The following is a 14,323-nucleotide window of genomic DNA, read 5'->3' as shown; positions in this document are numbered from 1 at the left end:
AAGAGCATGCCCATGAACCCGCACCTCCGTGACGTGGCGATCCCCAACGATTGGGACCGGCGGGGTTTGCCGGGGTGGAGTTACCATTCCAACGCCCTTCTCGAACTCGAGAAGGAATATGTCTTCCGCAATCACTGGCAGATCGCCGGCCATGTCTGCGACGTGCCCAACGCTGGTGACTATCTGACCATGGACGTCATCGGCGAGCGCGCGCTGATCGTGCGCGGCAAGGACGGCGTCGTGCGCGCCTTCAACAATATGTGCCGCCACCGCGGCAGCCGCGTCGTCGCCGACAGCCAAGGCACCTGCAAGAACGCCCTGGTGTGCCCGTTCCACGGCTGGGTCTACAATCTCGACGGCACACTGCGGGGCGCCGCCCGTCCGCGCTCCTTCCCCGAGCTCGACAAGACCGAGTTCGGCCTGATGCCGCTCGACCTCGAAATCTGGATGGGCTTCATCTTCATCCGCTTCCGCAAAGGCGGTCCGCAGCCTTCGGTGGCCGAACTGCTGAAGCCGATCGAAGCCGAGATGGCACATTACAATATCGCCGACATGGTGCCGTCCTGGGGCATATGGACCCAGAAATCGCCGGTCAACTGGAAGTCGGTGCGCGACGTCGACAATGAAGGCTATCATGTCGCCATGGCGCATCCGGCGCTGCAAGACCTCTATGGCGCGACCTATTTCGACGAACCCTTCATCAACGGCGTGTCGCGGTCCTTCGCCACCTACAATCCGCATGCCGGACGGCGCTGGAGCGTTCGCGAGTACATCAAGCTCGCGCCCGAGGCCGCGCATCTGCCGGAGCATCTGCGCAAGGCCTGGATCTATTACGGCATCTTCCCCAACAACGCGCTGTCGATCATGCCGGAATCCGTCCAGTTCTATCAGGAGTTCCCGTTGTCGACCGGCGAGACGCTGCTGCGCGGCGCCATCTACCGCTACAAGGACGAGACGCGCGAGCAGGCCGCGGCGCGTTACCTCGCCTACCGCATCGACCGCGACACGATGAGCGAGGACGTCCAGCTTTCGGTGTGGTCGAACGAATCCATGCTGTCGGAAGCCTTCGAGGGCTTCTATCTCTCCGACCTCGAATATGGCGTGCGCACCCACCACGACCATCTGCGCAAGCAGGTCCCGGTTCTCGGCCTGGAAACCGCGCCCGAGGAAAAGGACATGTGGGGGCTGAACGACGCGCTGCGGTCGAGAGGGTGAGGCCCTTCCTTCTCCCCGTTCCACAGGGAGAAGGAAGAGAGGGTCACCCCCGCCACACGCCCTCTTTCCGCAAATCATCCATGGTCCGCGAAATGCCTTCGCGCAGGATGCCGACCATGTCGTCGACCTGCTCGCGGCTGATGATCAGCGGCGGCGACATCACGCACATGTTGATCAGCGGCCGCACCAGGAGGCCAAGCTCGTGGCAATGCGCGTCGATGCGCTTTCCCACATCCTTGTCGAGCTGCAGCGGATCCTTGCTCTCGCGGTCGGCGACGCATTCGACGCAACCCATCAGGCCGAGGCCGCGCACCTCGCCGACCAGCGGCAGCTCTTCCAACGTCTTCAGCTGCGCCTGGAAATAGGGCGCGATCTCGCGCGTGTGGGCGAGCACGCCCTCTTCCAGCAGGTCGAGATTCTTCAGCGCCACCGCGCAGCCGATCGGATGGCTGGTGTAGGTCAGCCCATGGCCGAACAGCGCATCCGGATGGTTGGAACGACGCAGTTCTTCCAGCAGCCGCTCGGAGATGATGACGCCGCCGAGCGGGAAATAGCCCGATGTGACGCCCTTGGCGAAGGTGATCATGTCCGGGTCGATGCCGAACACGTCGCTGGAGGCAAAGACATGGCCGAGCCGCCCGAAGCCGGTCACCACCTCGTCCGAGACATAGAGGATATCGTTCTCGCGGCAGATCTCGCGGATGCGTTTCAGATACCCGTCCGGCGGCACGATGACGCCTCCGGAAGCCTGCACCGGTTCGCCGACAAAGGCGCCGATCCGGTCGGCGCCGACACGCGCGACGGTGTCGCGGAACTGGTCGACCAGGAAATCGGTGAAGTCGGCAATGCTCATGCCTTTCGGGCGCCGGAACGGATCGGGCGAGGACAGCTTGACCACCAGCTCGTCGGCGCCGTCCATCCAGTCGCGGTCGCGCGGGCGGCCGTTGAGCGAGGCCGACAGATAGGTCGAGCCGTGATAGGCGCCGCCGCGGCTGAGGATGAGCTTCTTCTCCGGCTGTCCGCGCACATTGTTGTAGAACTGCATGAAGCGTAGCGCCGTCTCCACCGCCGAAGAGCCGCCGGTGGTGAAGAAGGTGTGGCTGAGGTCGCCAGGCGCCGCATCGGCGATGCGCCGGGCAAGCTCGGCCGAGGGCGCGTTCATCGTGTACCAGGGCGTGTTGTAGGAGAGCGCCATCGCTTGGTCGTACATGACCTTGGCCAGTTCCTCGCGGCGATGGCCGACATTGATGCACCACATGCCGGCCGGGCCGTCGATCAGGCGCTTGCCGGAGCCGTCGGTGATGTAAATGCCGTCGCCCTCGGCGATCAGCGCGCGAGCTTCGTTGCCGACCGAGCCGGCATAAGGCCAGGGCTGCACGAGATGGCGCTTGGCGAGCTCGACCGCGTCCTCATCGCCGGGCTCGATGAGTTCGCTTGCCTTGATCTTGCTTTGAGCCGCCATTTTCGCCTCGCATTGCCAGGGTTGTCGAATTTTCCTCGGATATCAAACGACGTGGAAAACCATGGAAATTCGGCTTTTCATCACTTCATTTTGAATATCCGTTCAATCAATATCGCAGAAATAGCGCTTGATTTCAATCGGCGGATGCGCTCATGATGAAAGAAAGCCGGCAAGCCAGGGAGCGATCGCGCTCCGAGCATAAATCGGGAACAGGCAACCGGCGCCACGAATGGGAAGGCCGCATGGCGGGACAGTCCGAGCCAGCTACTGAAATCACGCCCGGAGCGCTGCAATGACAGCGGCTGCGGAAGGGTCGCCCCCGCTGCGCATGGCGGGATCGAGACGAAGCCCCTTTCTGCAATCGGAAGCCGTCCAGGGCTTTGCCCTGATCAGTCCGACCTTCGTTTATGCCCTTATTCTTCTGGTCCTGCCGATCCTGGTCGTCATCGCGCATTCCTTCTGGACGCAGAACTATCTCACCATCGACCACACATTCACGCTGGAGAATTACCGGATCGCGCTGACCGAGCCGATCTACCGCGACCTGCTCTGGCGCTCGCTCTACATCTCGCTGACGGTCAGCCTGCTGACCGTGGCCCTTGCCTACCCGATCGCCTATTTCATTTCCTTCCATGGCGGCCGCCACAAGAGCCTGTGGCTGTTCCTCATAACCATCCCGTTCTGGACCAGCTACCTGCTGCGCGTGATGTCGTGGAAAGTGATCCTCGGCTATAACGGCGTGCTCAACTCCGGCCTGATGGGCCTCGGCATCATCCAAGAGCCATCGGACGCGCTGCTCTACAATTCCACCGCCGTCATCATCACGCTGACCCATGCCTGGGCGACCTTCGCCATCCTGCCGATCTTCGTTTCGCTGGAGAAGGTCGATCGCACGCTGGTCGAAGCGGCGACCGACCTCGGCGACGGGCCGCTGCGCTCCTTCCTGCGCGTCACCTTGCCGCTGTCGGCGCCCGGCGCCATCTCGGCGGCGCTGATCGTCATGATCCCGACCGTTGGCGACTACGTCACGCCGAAGCTGGTCGGCGGCAAGGACGGCGTGATGATCGCCAACGCAATCCAGGCGCAGTTCGGCAAGGCGTCGAACTGGCCGCTGGGTGCCGCGCTCTCCGTCACCACCATGATCATCGTCTCGCTGATGGCCGGCGCCACCGTGCTGGTCTTCCGCGCCCTGCAGAGGCTGGCACGATGACGGCGATAAGACGTTTCCTACCCGGCTGGCTCTCGAGTTACGCCGTCCTCTATCTGCTTTTCCTTTATCTGCCGGTGATCTTCCTGCCGATCTTCTCGATCAATACGGCAGCGACGCCGAAATTCCCGCTCTCGGGCGTCACGCTGCACTGGTACGAGGACCTGCCGCGCACGCCGGCGCTGATCGACGCCACCTGGAACAGTCTGATCGTCGGCGTCTCCGCCGCGATCCTGTCGACGGTGCTGGGCATTCTCGCCGCCCGCTCGATCACCCGCTACCGTTACCCGGGCCGCCGCGCCATCAATGGGCTGATCATGGCGCCGCTGGTGCTGCCGGAGGTAATCGTCGCCATCTCCATGCTGCTGGTCATGCTGCAGCTCGGCTTGAGCCTGTCGCTGTTCACCGTCGTGCTCGGCCATGTGCTGGTCTGCATTCCCTATTCGATGACCGTGCTGACCTCCGGCTTCGAAGGTTTCGACCGCAGCCTGGAGGAGGCTTCGGCCGATCTCGGCGAGAGCGCCTTCGGTACCTTCCGACGCGTGACGCTGCCGATGGTCGCGCCAGCGATCATCTCCAGCCTGCTCGTCTGTTTCACCATCTCGCTCGACGAGTTCATCATCGCCTTTTTCCTCACCGGCACCGAGGCGACGCTGCCGATCTACATCTGGGGCCAGCTGCGTTTCGCGGCCAAGCTTCCCGGCGTGCTGGCGCTCGGCACCTTGCTGCTCTTTGCGTCCTTCCTGCTGATGACGATTGCCGAAATCCTGCGCCGCCGTGCGGCGAGACGCACCCAGAATGAGGGAGGCCTCTATGCTTGAGCGGGTCCAGTCCGAGCGCACGCAATCGGATCGCACCATGATCGAGATCCGCGACGTCACGCGCAGCTACGGCGCCTTCAAGGCGCTGGACAATGCCTCGCTGGCGATCAGGGAGGGCGAATTCTTCTCGTTGCTCGGGCCTTCCGGCTGCGGCAAGACCACGCTCTTGCGTATGATCGCCGGTTTCGACACGCCGACCAGCGGCTCCATCGCCGTCGACGGCCAGCCGATGCACGGCATCCCCGCCAACCGCCGGCCGACCAACATGGTCTTCCAGAGCTACGCGATCTTCCCGCATCTCAATGTCGAGCAGAATGTCGCCTATGGGCTGAGACGGCTGAGGCTCGACGCCGGCGAGGAGAAGCGCCGCGTCGAGGAAGCATTGGCGCAGGTGTCGCTCATCGGTCTCGGCAAGCGCCGCGCCACCGAGCTTTCCGGCGGCCAGCGCCAGCGCGTTGCTTTAGCCCGGGCGCTGGTCATGCGACCCAAGGTGCTGCTCTTAGATGAGCCGCTCTCGGCGCTCGACAAGAAGCTGCGCGAGCAGATGCAGGTCGAATTGCGCCGGCTGCAGCAGGCGGTCGGCATCACCTTCGTGCTGGTCACGCACGACCAGTACGAGGCCCTGGCGATGTCGGACCGCATCGCCGTCATGTTCGGCGGCAAGATCGCCCAGGTCGCCTCGCCGAAGGAGATCTACCAGCGCCCGGTCAATCGCCAGGTGGCCGACTTCCTCGGCGGCATGAACTTCGTCAAGGCCGAGATCGTCGAGGAAAACGGGACTTCAATGGTGCTCGACACGTTGGGCTTCGGCCGCGTCAAGACCGACAAGCCGAGGGCTTTCGTGCGCAATGGCGGCGCGGCCACGCTTGGCATCCGGCCGGAGCGGCTGCGTGTTTTGTGGGACACCGCGACGGCAAAGTTCGAGGTCGCGGGCAAGGTGGTGGAGCGCCACTATTTCGGCGAGATCACGCATCTGATCGTCGAGATACCGGGGCTGGAGAAGCCGCTCTCGGTAACCGAGACCAACGATTTCGGCGCCGACGACATTCCGGTCGGCGCGCCGATCCGCCTCGCCTACGACCCCGAGGCGCTGGTGGCGATGGCCGACTGAATCTTCCCGGCCGCGATGCGGCCGGCGACGATCGCGCCTTCGACATAGCCCGGGAAAGACGGCGACACTTCCGAAGCGGCGAAATAGACGGGCGGCGCGCCCGCGAGAATTGCTCGTTCGGCATGCCGCGCGGTCACGTCGACGATGAGATCGCTATAGGCGCCGCCGCTCCACCGGTCATGCGTCCAGTCGTGCGTGCTGAAATCGACGACGTCGGCGGCTCGCGGGCCGAGCGCCTCGACAAGCCTTGCAACGACTTCCGCCTGCAATGCCGCCGCGCCGAGCGGGTGCCAGCGCAGCGCCAACGGCCCGCCGACGAAGACGATAAGCGCGGCATGATCGGCATCCGTGCTGGCGTCGCAGGCAAACAGTCCCGGCTGGTCGCGCCACATGACCATGCCGCACAGGTCCCGCTCACGCCAGAATGGGCTGGCATAGCGCACCAGGATCTTGATCACCGCGCCGCTTTCCCAGACGCCGAGCGCGCTTGCCAGCTCCGCCGGCAGGGCAGGCGTGAAGTCGAGCTTCGCGGCCGTCGCAGGCGGCAGGGCGACCAGCGCCGTGCGCGCTTCGATCACACCGCGGGCCGAAACGACCCGAACGCCTTGCTGCCCATGCTCGACGCGCGCAACCGGCTCATTCAGCCGCAGCCGATCACCAAGGTCTGCCGCCAGATCGTCGGCCAGCGACTGCATCGTCTCGCGCAGGAAATACTGCAGCTCGAATACTTCGTTGGTGATGCGGCGATCATTGTCGATTAGGTACCACAGCGGCACCTTGTCCAGCGCCAGGCACCACAGGCCCTCGATCATCGAACGGAAGGCTGCCTTGGCGTCGGTCGTGTCTTTCTGGCGCTCGAGCCATGTCGCGACCGTCAGCCCCGCGATCGACGGATCGTCCGGCTCGATCCTGTTCATGCGCTCGCGGATCGCCATCGCGACCTGGTAGGTCCGCTCGGCCTCCTCGACCGACATCCACGGATGGGTGATGAACTCGCCTTCGATATAGGTCTCGACGAAAGTCTTGCCGCGCGCCTTGGCCAGCGCCATCAGCTCAGGCATGTCCTGGCACAGGAACTGGCCGCCGCTGTCGATCAGTTCGCCGAGCCCATTGCGGACAGCCTCCACCCTGCCACCGACGCGGTCGCGCGCCTCCAGCACAAGGAAATCGACGCCGGCGCGCTGAAAGTCGAGCGCGGCGGACAGGCCGGTGAAGCCGGCGCCGACGATGACGACGTCGGTTCTTTCGATGATGCTGCTCAATAGCCGGCCTTGATCTTCTCGAACTCGGCGACCATGCGCTGCTTCAAATCCGGCGCAACCGGCTGCTGGAGCAGCGTCTTGTCGAGGAATTTGTCGAGATTGTCGAAGCCGCGGTCGGTGAGCAGCTTATGGTCCATCGCCGCCATGCCCGCGCTGTTGCCGTGACCGTAGCCGAAGGTTTTCACCATATACTCCGAAACGTCCGGCGCGTTGACGGCGCTCAGGAAATCATAGGCCTGGTCGGGCTTGCCCGGCGCATCCTTGAGCAGCACATAGCCGCACACCCAGGTCGAGATGCCTTCCTTGGTGTCGCGGTTCATGGCGATCGGCAGACCCTGGCCTTTCAGCGTCACATAGGTCTCGTTCCAGCCCCAGACCAGGTCGACTTCATTGCCCGTGAAGGCCTGGTTGAGGTCGGTGTCGTCGGTCCAGTAGAAGCGGATGTTCTTGTGCACGTCGCGCAGGAAGGCGGAGGCCTGTTTGAACTGCTCATCCGTCATCTTGGTCCAGTCCTTCAGGCCGATGACCAGGCTCGCCAGCGCATAGGCGTCGTCGACATTGTCGCCGATGGTGACGCGGCCCTTGAATTTCGGATCGGCGAAGATCTTCAGCGACTGCGCCTCGTCGGCGGTCACCTTGTCGGTGCGATAGAGCAATGAGGTATTGCCCCAGTCGAAAGGCATGAACCAGGCCTTGCCGTCAGCGGTGGTGGCCAGATCCTTCATCGCCATGATGCCTGGATTGAGATCCTTCCAGCCGGCGATCTTCGAGGTGTCGAGCGGTTGAAGCAACCCGGCCTCGCGCCATTTCACCACGCTTTGCGAGCAGGGATGCGCGATATCGGCCTTGAAGCCGGCGCGCATCTTCTCGAAGGCCTCGTCCTCGTCGCCGAAGAAGGAGAAGGTCGGCTCGGCGCCGTGTTTGGCGGCGTAGGCCGGATGCAGCAGCGGGTCCTCATAGCCGGACCAGTCGAAGACGACGAGGTCGCCGCCGCCTTCGGCAAGCGCATAGGCGGTACCCGCGCCGATGGTGACGACGGCAACCAAGGCAAAGCGGCGAAGCATGGTTTTCATGGCGCGAGAAACTCCCCCATCGCGGACATATCGGGGAGGTTAGGAGAATTCCCGGGCTTTGGCGAGCCCGCTCACCTTGCTCTGCTTTGCAGTGAGCGGGCCGCTGAAGTTCGGCTCAATAGCCGGCTTTGATCTTCTCGAACTCGGCGATCATCTTGAGCTTGAGCGCGGAAGGCACCGGCGACTGGAACAGCGTCTTGTCGACGAATTTTCCCACGTCGTCATAGCCCTTTTCCTTCAGGATCGCCGGGTCGACGCCGGCCATGCCCTTGGCATTGGCCTGGCCGTAGCCCCAATCCTTGACCAGCACCTTGGCGACTTCCGGATCGTTGACGGCATTGAGATAGTCATAGGCCTTGTCGATGTTGCCGGGCGCGTCCTTGAACAGCACATAGCCGCACACCCAGGTCGAGATGCCTTCGTCGGTGTCCTTCTTGGACTTGATCGGCACGCCGGCGGCCTGCGACTGCACCGCCGCGTCGTTCCAGGCCCAGGCGAGATCGACTTCGCCGCCGGAGAGCAGCTGCACGATATCGGTGGTGTCGGTCCAGTAGGAGCGGACATTCTTGTGCACCTGGCGCAGGAAGTCGGACGCCTGCTTGAACTGGTCGTCCGTCATCTTGGTCCAGTCCTTGAGCCCGATAGCGAGGCTGGCCAGCGCGTAGGCGTCGTCGACATTGTCGCCGATCGAAACCTTGCCCTTGTATTTCGGATCGGCGAAGGCCTTCAGCGACTGCACGTCCTTTTCGGCGATCTTGTCGGAATTATAGGTGAGCTGGGTGTCGCCCCAATCCCAGGGCATGAACCAGGCCTTGCCGTCGGACGTCGTGGCAAGGTCCTTCATCGCCATGATGCCGGGGTTGAGATCCTTCCAGCCGGCGATCTTGGAAGTGTCGAGCGGCTGCAGCAGGCCCGCCTCGCGCCACTTCACCACGCTCTGCGAGCAGGGATGCCCGAGATCGGACTTGAAGCCGGAGCGGATCTTTTCGAACGCCTCGTCCTCGTCGCCGAAGAAGGCGAAGGTCGGCGAGTCGCCGTTCTTCTCGACATATTTGCCATGGAAGCTCGGATCCTCGTAGCCGGACCAGTCGAACACAATCAGGTCCTTGTCGGCGGCGACGGCGAGCGCTGCCGCGGAGGCCGCGAGCGCGCCGCCAAGCGCCAATGTCAATGTCAGGCGTCGGCTGAGTTTCTTCATGCTGTTCCATCCTCTTTTGGTCTTGCCGGTCTTGGCGGCCGGCTGTTGCTAACCGTAATGTTTCGGGAAAGCGGCGGCCAAAAATGCATTCGCCGACTGCAAGGCCGTCTCGCGCGTCGTGTCCTCCGTCCCCATCATCAGCCGCAGCCACAGGCCTTCGAGCATGGCGCTGAGCGCCAGGGCGATGACCTGAGGGTCATAGGCATAGCCGCCGCTCTGTTTGAGCGTCGTGCAGAGATCGATGAAGACCTGCTGGTAGTAATTGTCACGCGAGCTGCTCAGCGCCTGGTAGGTCGGCCGCGACTTGGCCTCGCCCCAGAAGGCGAGCCAGGCGGCGAGCTTGCGCTTGTTGCAGATCGAGCGATCGAAATCGGCCCATACCAGCTGCTGCAGTTGCCTGGCCGGATCGTCGCCCGCCTTCTGCAAGGCCGTGCGCCAATGCGCCGAATACTCGTCATACATGTGCTGCAGCGTGGCGATCAGCAGCTTTTCCTTGCTCTCGAAATGGAAGTTGACGATGCCGCGCGACAGGCCCGCGCCGTCGGCAACGTCGGCCATCGTCGTTTCGGCATAGCCGCGCTTGGCCAGCGAATCGATCGTCGCCTCGATCAGCTGCAGCTGCCTGACCTCTTTCGAGGCCTTGCGGCCGCGCTTTTCGGCATCGCCCTTGCGCGTCGTTTCGGGGAGAGCGTCGCTCGCCTCTGCAGTCTTCATGGGTGTGACGGTCTCCAGCATTGCCGGCTATCCGACCGGCTTCCAACCGCGCAGATGAGTGGGGCGGTGCTCGCCACTGTCAAGCACCTTCTGCATCGCCTCCCAGGTCTTGATGTTCTTGTCGACATAGGCCGCGCCGACCGCCGCGGCGGCCTGCGCGTAGAGCGGTCCCTTGAGGCGCGCCAGTTCCTCCCGCGCGACCTCGCGGTACCATGGATTGCGGTCGCGGACGGCGATGTCGGTAAAGCCGGCGCGCCGCATCGCTTCGGCATAGCGTGCCGGCGAGGCCATGGCGAAGGAGAGCCCCTCGGCCGCGACATAAGCCTTCATCTGAGGCGACGGCTCGCCGTCATGCCCGATCATCCAGTTCGACGCCGCAAACACCCCGCCGGGCTTCAGCACGCGAAAAATTTCGGCGAATAGCGCGTCCTTGTCCGGCACATGCAGCAGCGCGTCCTTGGAGAAGACGACGTCGAAGGAAGCGTCTGTGAAAGGCAGCGGCCCCGGCGGCGCTTGCACGAAGCCGACACGGTCTTCGAGACCTTGCCGGGCCGCCCCTCGCCTCGCCGTCTCGATCACCGGCTTTTCGACGTCGAAGCCGGTGGCCCGAGCCGCGCCGTGCCGCGCTACCAGATGCAGCGTGATGCCGCCGGCGCCGCAACCGATATCGAGGACCGTCTTGCCCTGGAGCGACAAGCCTTCGACCACGCGGTCGACCTCTTCCGGACCGCCGGGCGACAGGTAGCCCTCGCCCCATAGCGCTTCGAGGAAGCGAATGGCGGTGTCGTCATATTCCGGCTCGGCGTCAGCCGTTTCGATCATTGGATCTTCAACCCAAAATGCCGATGTGGATCAGTCCAGAACGCAGGGAAAGCCTAGCGCATCAACGGGAAAACGCAACACCATTTGTTGAACATTCATTCAATATGGCTAGACAAAAAACTGTGATCCGTGCCAAATTCGGGCAATCGGGGAACAAAACGCACCGAGCAATTCCAGGAAAAGTGTGAAGCGGTTTTCCGTCCGGAATTGCGCAAAAACAAGAAGATAGGGAAACCGGATGGAGGCTCGGCCCGCATGAAGGCATGGGACGCGATCGTCATCGGCGGCGGCCACAACGGGCTGGTCAACGCCTGCTATCTGCAGCGCGCCGGCCTGGATGTGCTGGTGGTCGAGAAAAACGACTGGGTCGGCGGCGCGGCAACCAGCCGCGAGCTGACGCCGGGGTTCATCTATTCGAACTGCTCCTATGTCTGCTCGCTGTTCAGGCCCGAGATCATGCGCGATCTCGAGCTGCCGCGCTTCGGCCTGCAGGTGATCTCCTATGAAGGCGGCGCGGTGTTCACACGCGACGGCGACTATCTCGCCAATTACCGCGACCACGACGCGCATCGCCGCGAGTTCGCCCGTTTCTCGAAGCGCGACGCCGAGGCCTATGACCGCTATTCGCGCGACGTCACAAGGCAGTGCCGCTTCATCCAGCCGCTCTTGATGCGCACGGCGCCCGACCCGACCAGCTTCAAGCCGCGCGACCTCGGCGAACTGCTCTATCTGGGGAAGAAATTCGCCGGTCTCTCGGCCGAGGAAATGGCGCTGACCCTGCGCTTCTGGACCATGTCGATCTCGGACTTCCTCGACGAGTATTTCGAGACCGACGTCATCAAGGCGAACTTCGCGCTTTCCGGCATCATCGGCACGGCGCTCGGCCCGATGTCGCCCGGCACGGCCTATGTTCTGCTCCACCACTATATGGGCGAGGTCGACGGCTCGGTCGGCGCCTGGGGTTATGCGCGCGGCGGCATGGGCGCCGTCACCAAGGCGCTGGCCGCCTCCTTCAAGGCCAGCGGCGGCACCATCCGCACCGGCGCCGAGGTCGACCATGTGTTGATCAGGAACGGCAAGGCCAAGGGCATCGTGCTCGCCGGCGGCGTGGAGATTTTTGGTAAGCTCGTCATCTCCAACGCCGACGTCAAGCGCACCTTCCTGAAGCTGGTCGAGGAAAAGGAACTGCCCGACATCTTCCTGCGCCGCGTCAAGAATTTCAAAATCCGCGGCTCCTCCGGCAAGGTCAATATCGCGCTGGATTCGCTGCCCGAATTCCCGGCTCTGCCGAAGGACTCGCCGGTCTACCGCGCCGACATGCATTTCACCGATTCCATCGAGCGCATGGAACGCGCCTATGACGACTGGAAGGCCGGGCGCTGGTCGGCAGATCCCTTCCTCGACCTGATGATCCCGACCACGCTCGACCCGACCATGGCGCCGCCCGGCAAGCACTTCATGAGTTGCTTCGTGCAATACGCGCCACCCAAGATAGACGGCCGCGACTGGACCGACGCCGACCGCGACGGCTTCGCCGAAAGCGTGATCTCCCAAATAGCCGAGTATTCGCCCGGCTTCCGCGACCGGATCGTCCACATGGAGGTGCGCACGCCGCGCGAGATCGAGGCCGAGGTCGGCCTCACCGAAGGCAACATTTTTCAGGGCGAGCTCACCTTCGACCAGCTGCTGTTCAATCGCCCGGTGCCCGGTTACGCGCAATACCGCTCGCCGGTCGGCGGCCTCTATATGTGCGGCTCCTCCACCCACCCGGGCGGCGGCGTCATGGGCGCGCCCGGACGCAATGCTGCCGCCGAGATCCTGCGCGACCTCGCCAAGCCAACCCTGCATATGAGCCCGGCCCATGACGTCATCTGATTTGAACTGGGACGCCATCGTCATTGGCGGTGGCCATAACGGCCTCGTCGCCGCCGCCACGCTGGCGAAGTCGGGACGCAAGGTGCTGGTCCTCGAAGCCGGCAACGAGGTCGGCGGCGCCGCGCGCACCGAGGAATTCGCGCCGGGTTTTCGCGCTTCCACCGTCGCGCATCTACTCAATCGCCTGCATCCCGATGTCGTGAAAACGCTGGAGCTGGAGCGGCACGGGCTGAAGATCGAGCGCGGCGATTTCGTGCCGTCGGTTGCTTTGTCGAAGGATGGTCCGCTGGTGCTGCACGGCGCCTATGGCGAGGTGCTGACCGGCGCCAGCCCCTCGGAGCAATCCGCCTGGAAAGAGCTGCGCGCGCAATTGCTGCGCTATGCCGGCGTGCTGAAGCCTTTCCTGTCGCGCCGGCCGCCGGACCTTGCCGGCATGTCGCTGGCAGAAATGACCGGGCTCGGCCAGACCGCGTTGGCGCTGAAGCGGCTCGGCAAGGAAGATATGCGCGACTTCCTGCGCGTGCTTTTGATGAATGTCTACGACCTGCTCGACGAACAGCTGTCGGACGACCGGCTGAAGGGCCTGCTTGCTTTCGACGCGACGCTCGGCTCGCATCTCGGCCCGCGCTCGCCGACCTCGCTGCTCGGCCTCTACTACCGGCTCGCCGGCGAGATCGGCGGCCTCGCCGGGGCGCAGATGCAGCCGAAAGGCGGCATGGGCGCCATCGTCGCCGCCATCCGCGCGGCGGCGGAAAAGGCTGGCGTTACGATCCGCTCGGCTTCGCCGGTCGCCAAGGTCATCGTCGAGAAGGGCCGCGCCGTCGGTGTCGTCACGCAGAGCGGCGAAACCTTGCGCGCCAAGACCGTCGTTTCCGCCATCAATCCCGCAACGACGATCCTCGATCTCGTCGGCCCGCGCGAGGTCGACACCGGCTTCGTGCGCAAGGTGAAGAACATCCGCATGAAGGGCGACGCCGCCAAGCTGCATCTGGCGCTCGACCGGCCGCCGCAATTCACTGGCGTCGACATCGCCGGCCACAAGGGCCGCCTCGTCATCGCGCCTTCGCCCGACCATGTCGAGCGCGCCTTCAACCCGTCGAAATATGGCGAATTCTCGCCCGAGCCGGTGATGGAGATCACGCTGCCCAGCCTCGTCGATACCTCGCTCGCGCCGTCCGGCGCCTGCGTGCTTTCGGCTGTGGTGCAATACGCGCCCTATGCGTTGAGAGAGGGCTGGACCGCCGGCAAGCCGCAATTCCTCAAGGCGATCATGGCGCAGCTCGAAAGCCATGCGCCCGGCATCGGCGCGACGGTGCGCCATGCCGAGTTGCTGACCCCCGCCGACATCGAGGCGCGCTACCGCATGCCGGGTGGGCATTGGCACCATGGCGAATTGCAAGCCGACCAGATGCTGATGTCGCGGCCCGTCTCCGGCTGGTCGGGCTACGACACGCCGCTCGAAGGGCTGTTCCTTGCCGGCGCCGGTTCGCATCCGGGCGGCGGCATCTCCGGCGCGCCCGGCCTCAACGCCGCGCGCCGCATCATCGCGATGAGGGCATGAGC

12 protein-coding genes are annotated in these 14,323 nt (G+C 64.1%); 6 read left to right on the top strand and 6 right to left on the bottom strand.

Features of this window, described 5'->3' with window-relative positions; all coding sequences use genetic code 11:
• Window positions 1–12 precede the first annotated feature (12 nt).
• The gene (locus FJ417_RS18465; RefSeq protein ID WP_140647446.1) at window positions 13–1,215 is read left to right on the top strand and encodes an aromatic ring-hydroxylating dioxygenase subunit alpha; all 1,203 of its coding nucleotides are present in this window, start codon (window positions 13–15) and stop codon (window positions 1,213–1,215) included.
• A gap of 43 nt (window positions 1,216–1,258) precedes the next feature.
• Here the strand turns inward: FJ417_RS18465 and FJ417_RS18460 are convergent, their stop codons facing one another.
• Window positions 1,259–2,677, bottom strand: coding sequence for an aminotransferase (locus FJ417_RS18460; RefSeq protein WP_140784461.1), 1,419 nt, complete (start codon window positions 2,675–2,677; stop codon window positions 1,259–1,261).
• Between the two features lie 292 nt (window positions 2,678–2,969).
• Here FJ417_RS18460 and FJ417_RS18455 point away from each other — a divergent pair, with 292 nt between their 5' ends.
• The 3 genes from FJ417_RS18455 to FJ417_RS18445 are packed head-to-tail and all read left to right on the top strand — an operon-like array spanning window position 2,970 to window position 5,816.
• Window positions 2,970–3,887, top strand: a complete 918-nt coding sequence (locus tag FJ417_RS18455; RefSeq protein WP_140784460.1) for an ABC transporter permease — start codon at window positions 2,970–2,972, stop codon at window positions 3,885–3,887.
• The gene (locus tag FJ417_RS18450; RefSeq protein WP_140684702.1) at window positions 3,884–4,705 is read left to right on the top strand and encodes an ABC transporter permease; all 822 of its coding nucleotides are present in this window, start codon (window positions 3,884–3,886) and stop codon (window positions 4,703–4,705) included. The genes FJ417_RS18455 and FJ417_RS18450 overlap by 4 nt, the downstream gene beginning before the upstream one ends.
• Window positions 4,706–4,742: 37 nt before the next feature.
• Window positions 4,743–5,816 carry an ABC transporter ATP-binding protein gene (locus tag FJ417_RS18445; RefSeq protein ID WP_140784504.1) on the top strand — a complete coding sequence of 358 codons (1,074 nt, stop codon included), beginning with the start codon at window positions 4,743–4,745 and terminating at the stop codon, window positions 5,814–5,816.
• Here FJ417_RS18445 and FJ417_RS18440 read toward each other — a convergent pair.
• The 5 genes from FJ417_RS18440 to FJ417_RS18420 all read right to left on the bottom strand — a co-directional run bounded on the left by FJ417_RS18440 (window position 5,780) and on the right by FJ417_RS18420 (window position 10,885).
• A complete protein-coding gene (locus tag FJ417_RS18440; protein ID WP_140784459.1) occupies window positions 5,780–7,078 on the bottom strand; it encodes a flavin monoamine oxidase family protein in 1,299 nt (432 codons plus the stop codon). The two genes, FJ417_RS18445 and FJ417_RS18440, sit on opposite strands and share 37 nt — an antisense overlap.
• Window positions 7,075–8,151, bottom strand: a complete 1,077-nt coding sequence (locus tag FJ417_RS18435) for an extracellular solute-binding protein (protein ID WP_140784458.1) — start codon at window positions 8,149–8,151, stop codon at window positions 7,075–7,077. The genes FJ417_RS18440 and FJ417_RS18435 overlap by 4 nt, the downstream gene beginning before the upstream one ends.
• A 115-nt stretch (window positions 8,152–8,266) precedes the next feature.
• A complete protein-coding gene (locus FJ417_RS18430) occupies window positions 8,267–9,349 on the bottom strand; it encodes an ABC transporter substrate-binding protein (protein ID WP_140657960.1) in 1,083 nt (360 codons plus the stop codon).
• A gap of 48 nt (window positions 9,350–9,397) precedes the next feature.
• Window positions 9,398–10,084, bottom strand: a complete 687-nt coding sequence (betI, locus tag FJ417_RS18425) for a transcriptional regulator BetI (protein ID WP_140647453.1) — start codon at window positions 10,082–10,084, stop codon at window positions 9,398–9,400.
• A 6-nt stretch (window positions 10,085–10,090) separates the two neighbouring features.
• Complete coding sequence (locus tag FJ417_RS18420) at window positions 10,091–10,885, bottom strand: class I SAM-dependent methyltransferase (RefSeq protein WP_140784457.1); 795 nt, start codon at window positions 10,883–10,885, stop codon at window positions 10,091–10,093.
• Window positions 10,886–11,140: 255 nt separating this feature from the next.
• On the opposite strand from FJ417_RS18420, the gene FJ417_RS18410 reads away from it, so the two are divergent.
• Together FJ417_RS18410 and FJ417_RS18405 are read left to right on the top strand one after the other, a co-directional pair.
• Window positions 11,141–12,760 carry an NAD(P)/FAD-dependent oxidoreductase gene (locus FJ417_RS18410; RefSeq protein WP_140784456.1) on the top strand — a complete coding sequence of 540 codons (1,620 nt, stop codon included), beginning with the start codon at window positions 11,141–11,143 and terminating at the stop codon, window positions 12,758–12,760.
• Window positions 12,747–14,321: an NAD(P)/FAD-dependent oxidoreductase gene (locus FJ417_RS18405; RefSeq protein ID WP_140784455.1), complete on the top strand. Its 1,575-nt coding sequence runs from the start codon at window positions 12,747–12,749 to the stop codon at window positions 14,319–14,321. Before FJ417_RS18410 ends, FJ417_RS18405 begins: the two co-directional genes overlap by 14 nt.
• Window positions 14,322–14,323: the final 2 nt, after the last annotated feature.

Origin of the sequence: Mesorhizobium sp. B3-1-7 (assembly GCF_006439385.1) — a bacterium.
GTDB lineage: Bacteria > Pseudomonadota > Alphaproteobacteria > Rhizobiales > Rhizobiaceae > Mesorhizobium.
Note: the sequence above shows the minus strand (reverse complement) of the source record. Positions and strands in the feature narration are given on the sequence as shown.

What these genes read in the sequence shown, in the direction of transcription:
- FJ417_RS18435 (WP_140784458.1), bottom strand. Translation starts at nt 8,151, where the DNA reads ATGAAAACCATGCTTCGCCGCTTTGCCTTGGTTGCCGTCGTCACCATC.
- FJ417_RS18420 (WP_140784457.1), bottom strand. Translation starts at nt 10,885, where the DNA reads ATGATCGAAACGGCTGACGCCGAGCCGGAATATGACGACACCGCCATT.
- FJ417_RS18450 (WP_140684702.1), top strand. Translation starts at nt 3,884, where the DNA reads ATGACGGCGATAAGACGTTTCCTACCCGGCTGGCTCTCGAGTTACGCC.
- FJ417_RS18460 (WP_140784461.1), bottom strand. Translation starts at nt 2,677, where the DNA reads ATGGCGGCTCAAAGCAAGATCAAGGCAAGCGAACTCATCGAGCCCGGC.
- FJ417_RS18410 (WP_140784456.1), top strand. Translation starts at nt 11,141, where the DNA reads ATGAAGGCATGGGACGCGATCGTCATCGGCGGCGGCCACAACGGGCTG.
- betI (WP_140647453.1), bottom strand. Translation starts at nt 10,084, where the DNA reads ATGCTGGAGACCGTCACACCCATGAAGACTGCAGAGGCGAGCGACGCT.
- FJ417_RS18405 (WP_140784455.1), top strand. Translation starts at nt 12,747, where the DNA reads ATGACGTCATCTGATTTGAACTGGGACGCCATCGTCATTGGCGGTGGC.
- FJ417_RS18445 (WP_140784504.1), top strand. Translation starts at nt 4,743, where the DNA reads ATGATCGAGATCCGCGACGTCACGCGCAGCTACGGCGCCTTCAAGGCG.
- FJ417_RS18430 (WP_140657960.1), bottom strand. Translation starts at nt 9,349, where the DNA reads ATGAAGAAACTCAGCCGACGCCTGACATTGACATTGGCGCTTGGCGGC.
- FJ417_RS18455 (WP_140784460.1), top strand. Translation starts at nt 2,970, where the DNA reads ATGACAGCGGCTGCGGAAGGGTCGCCCCCGCTGCGCATGGCGGGATCG.
- FJ417_RS18465 (WP_140647446.1), top strand. Translation starts at nt 13, where the DNA reads ATGAACCCGCACCTCCGTGACGTGGCGATCCCCAACGATTGGGACCGG.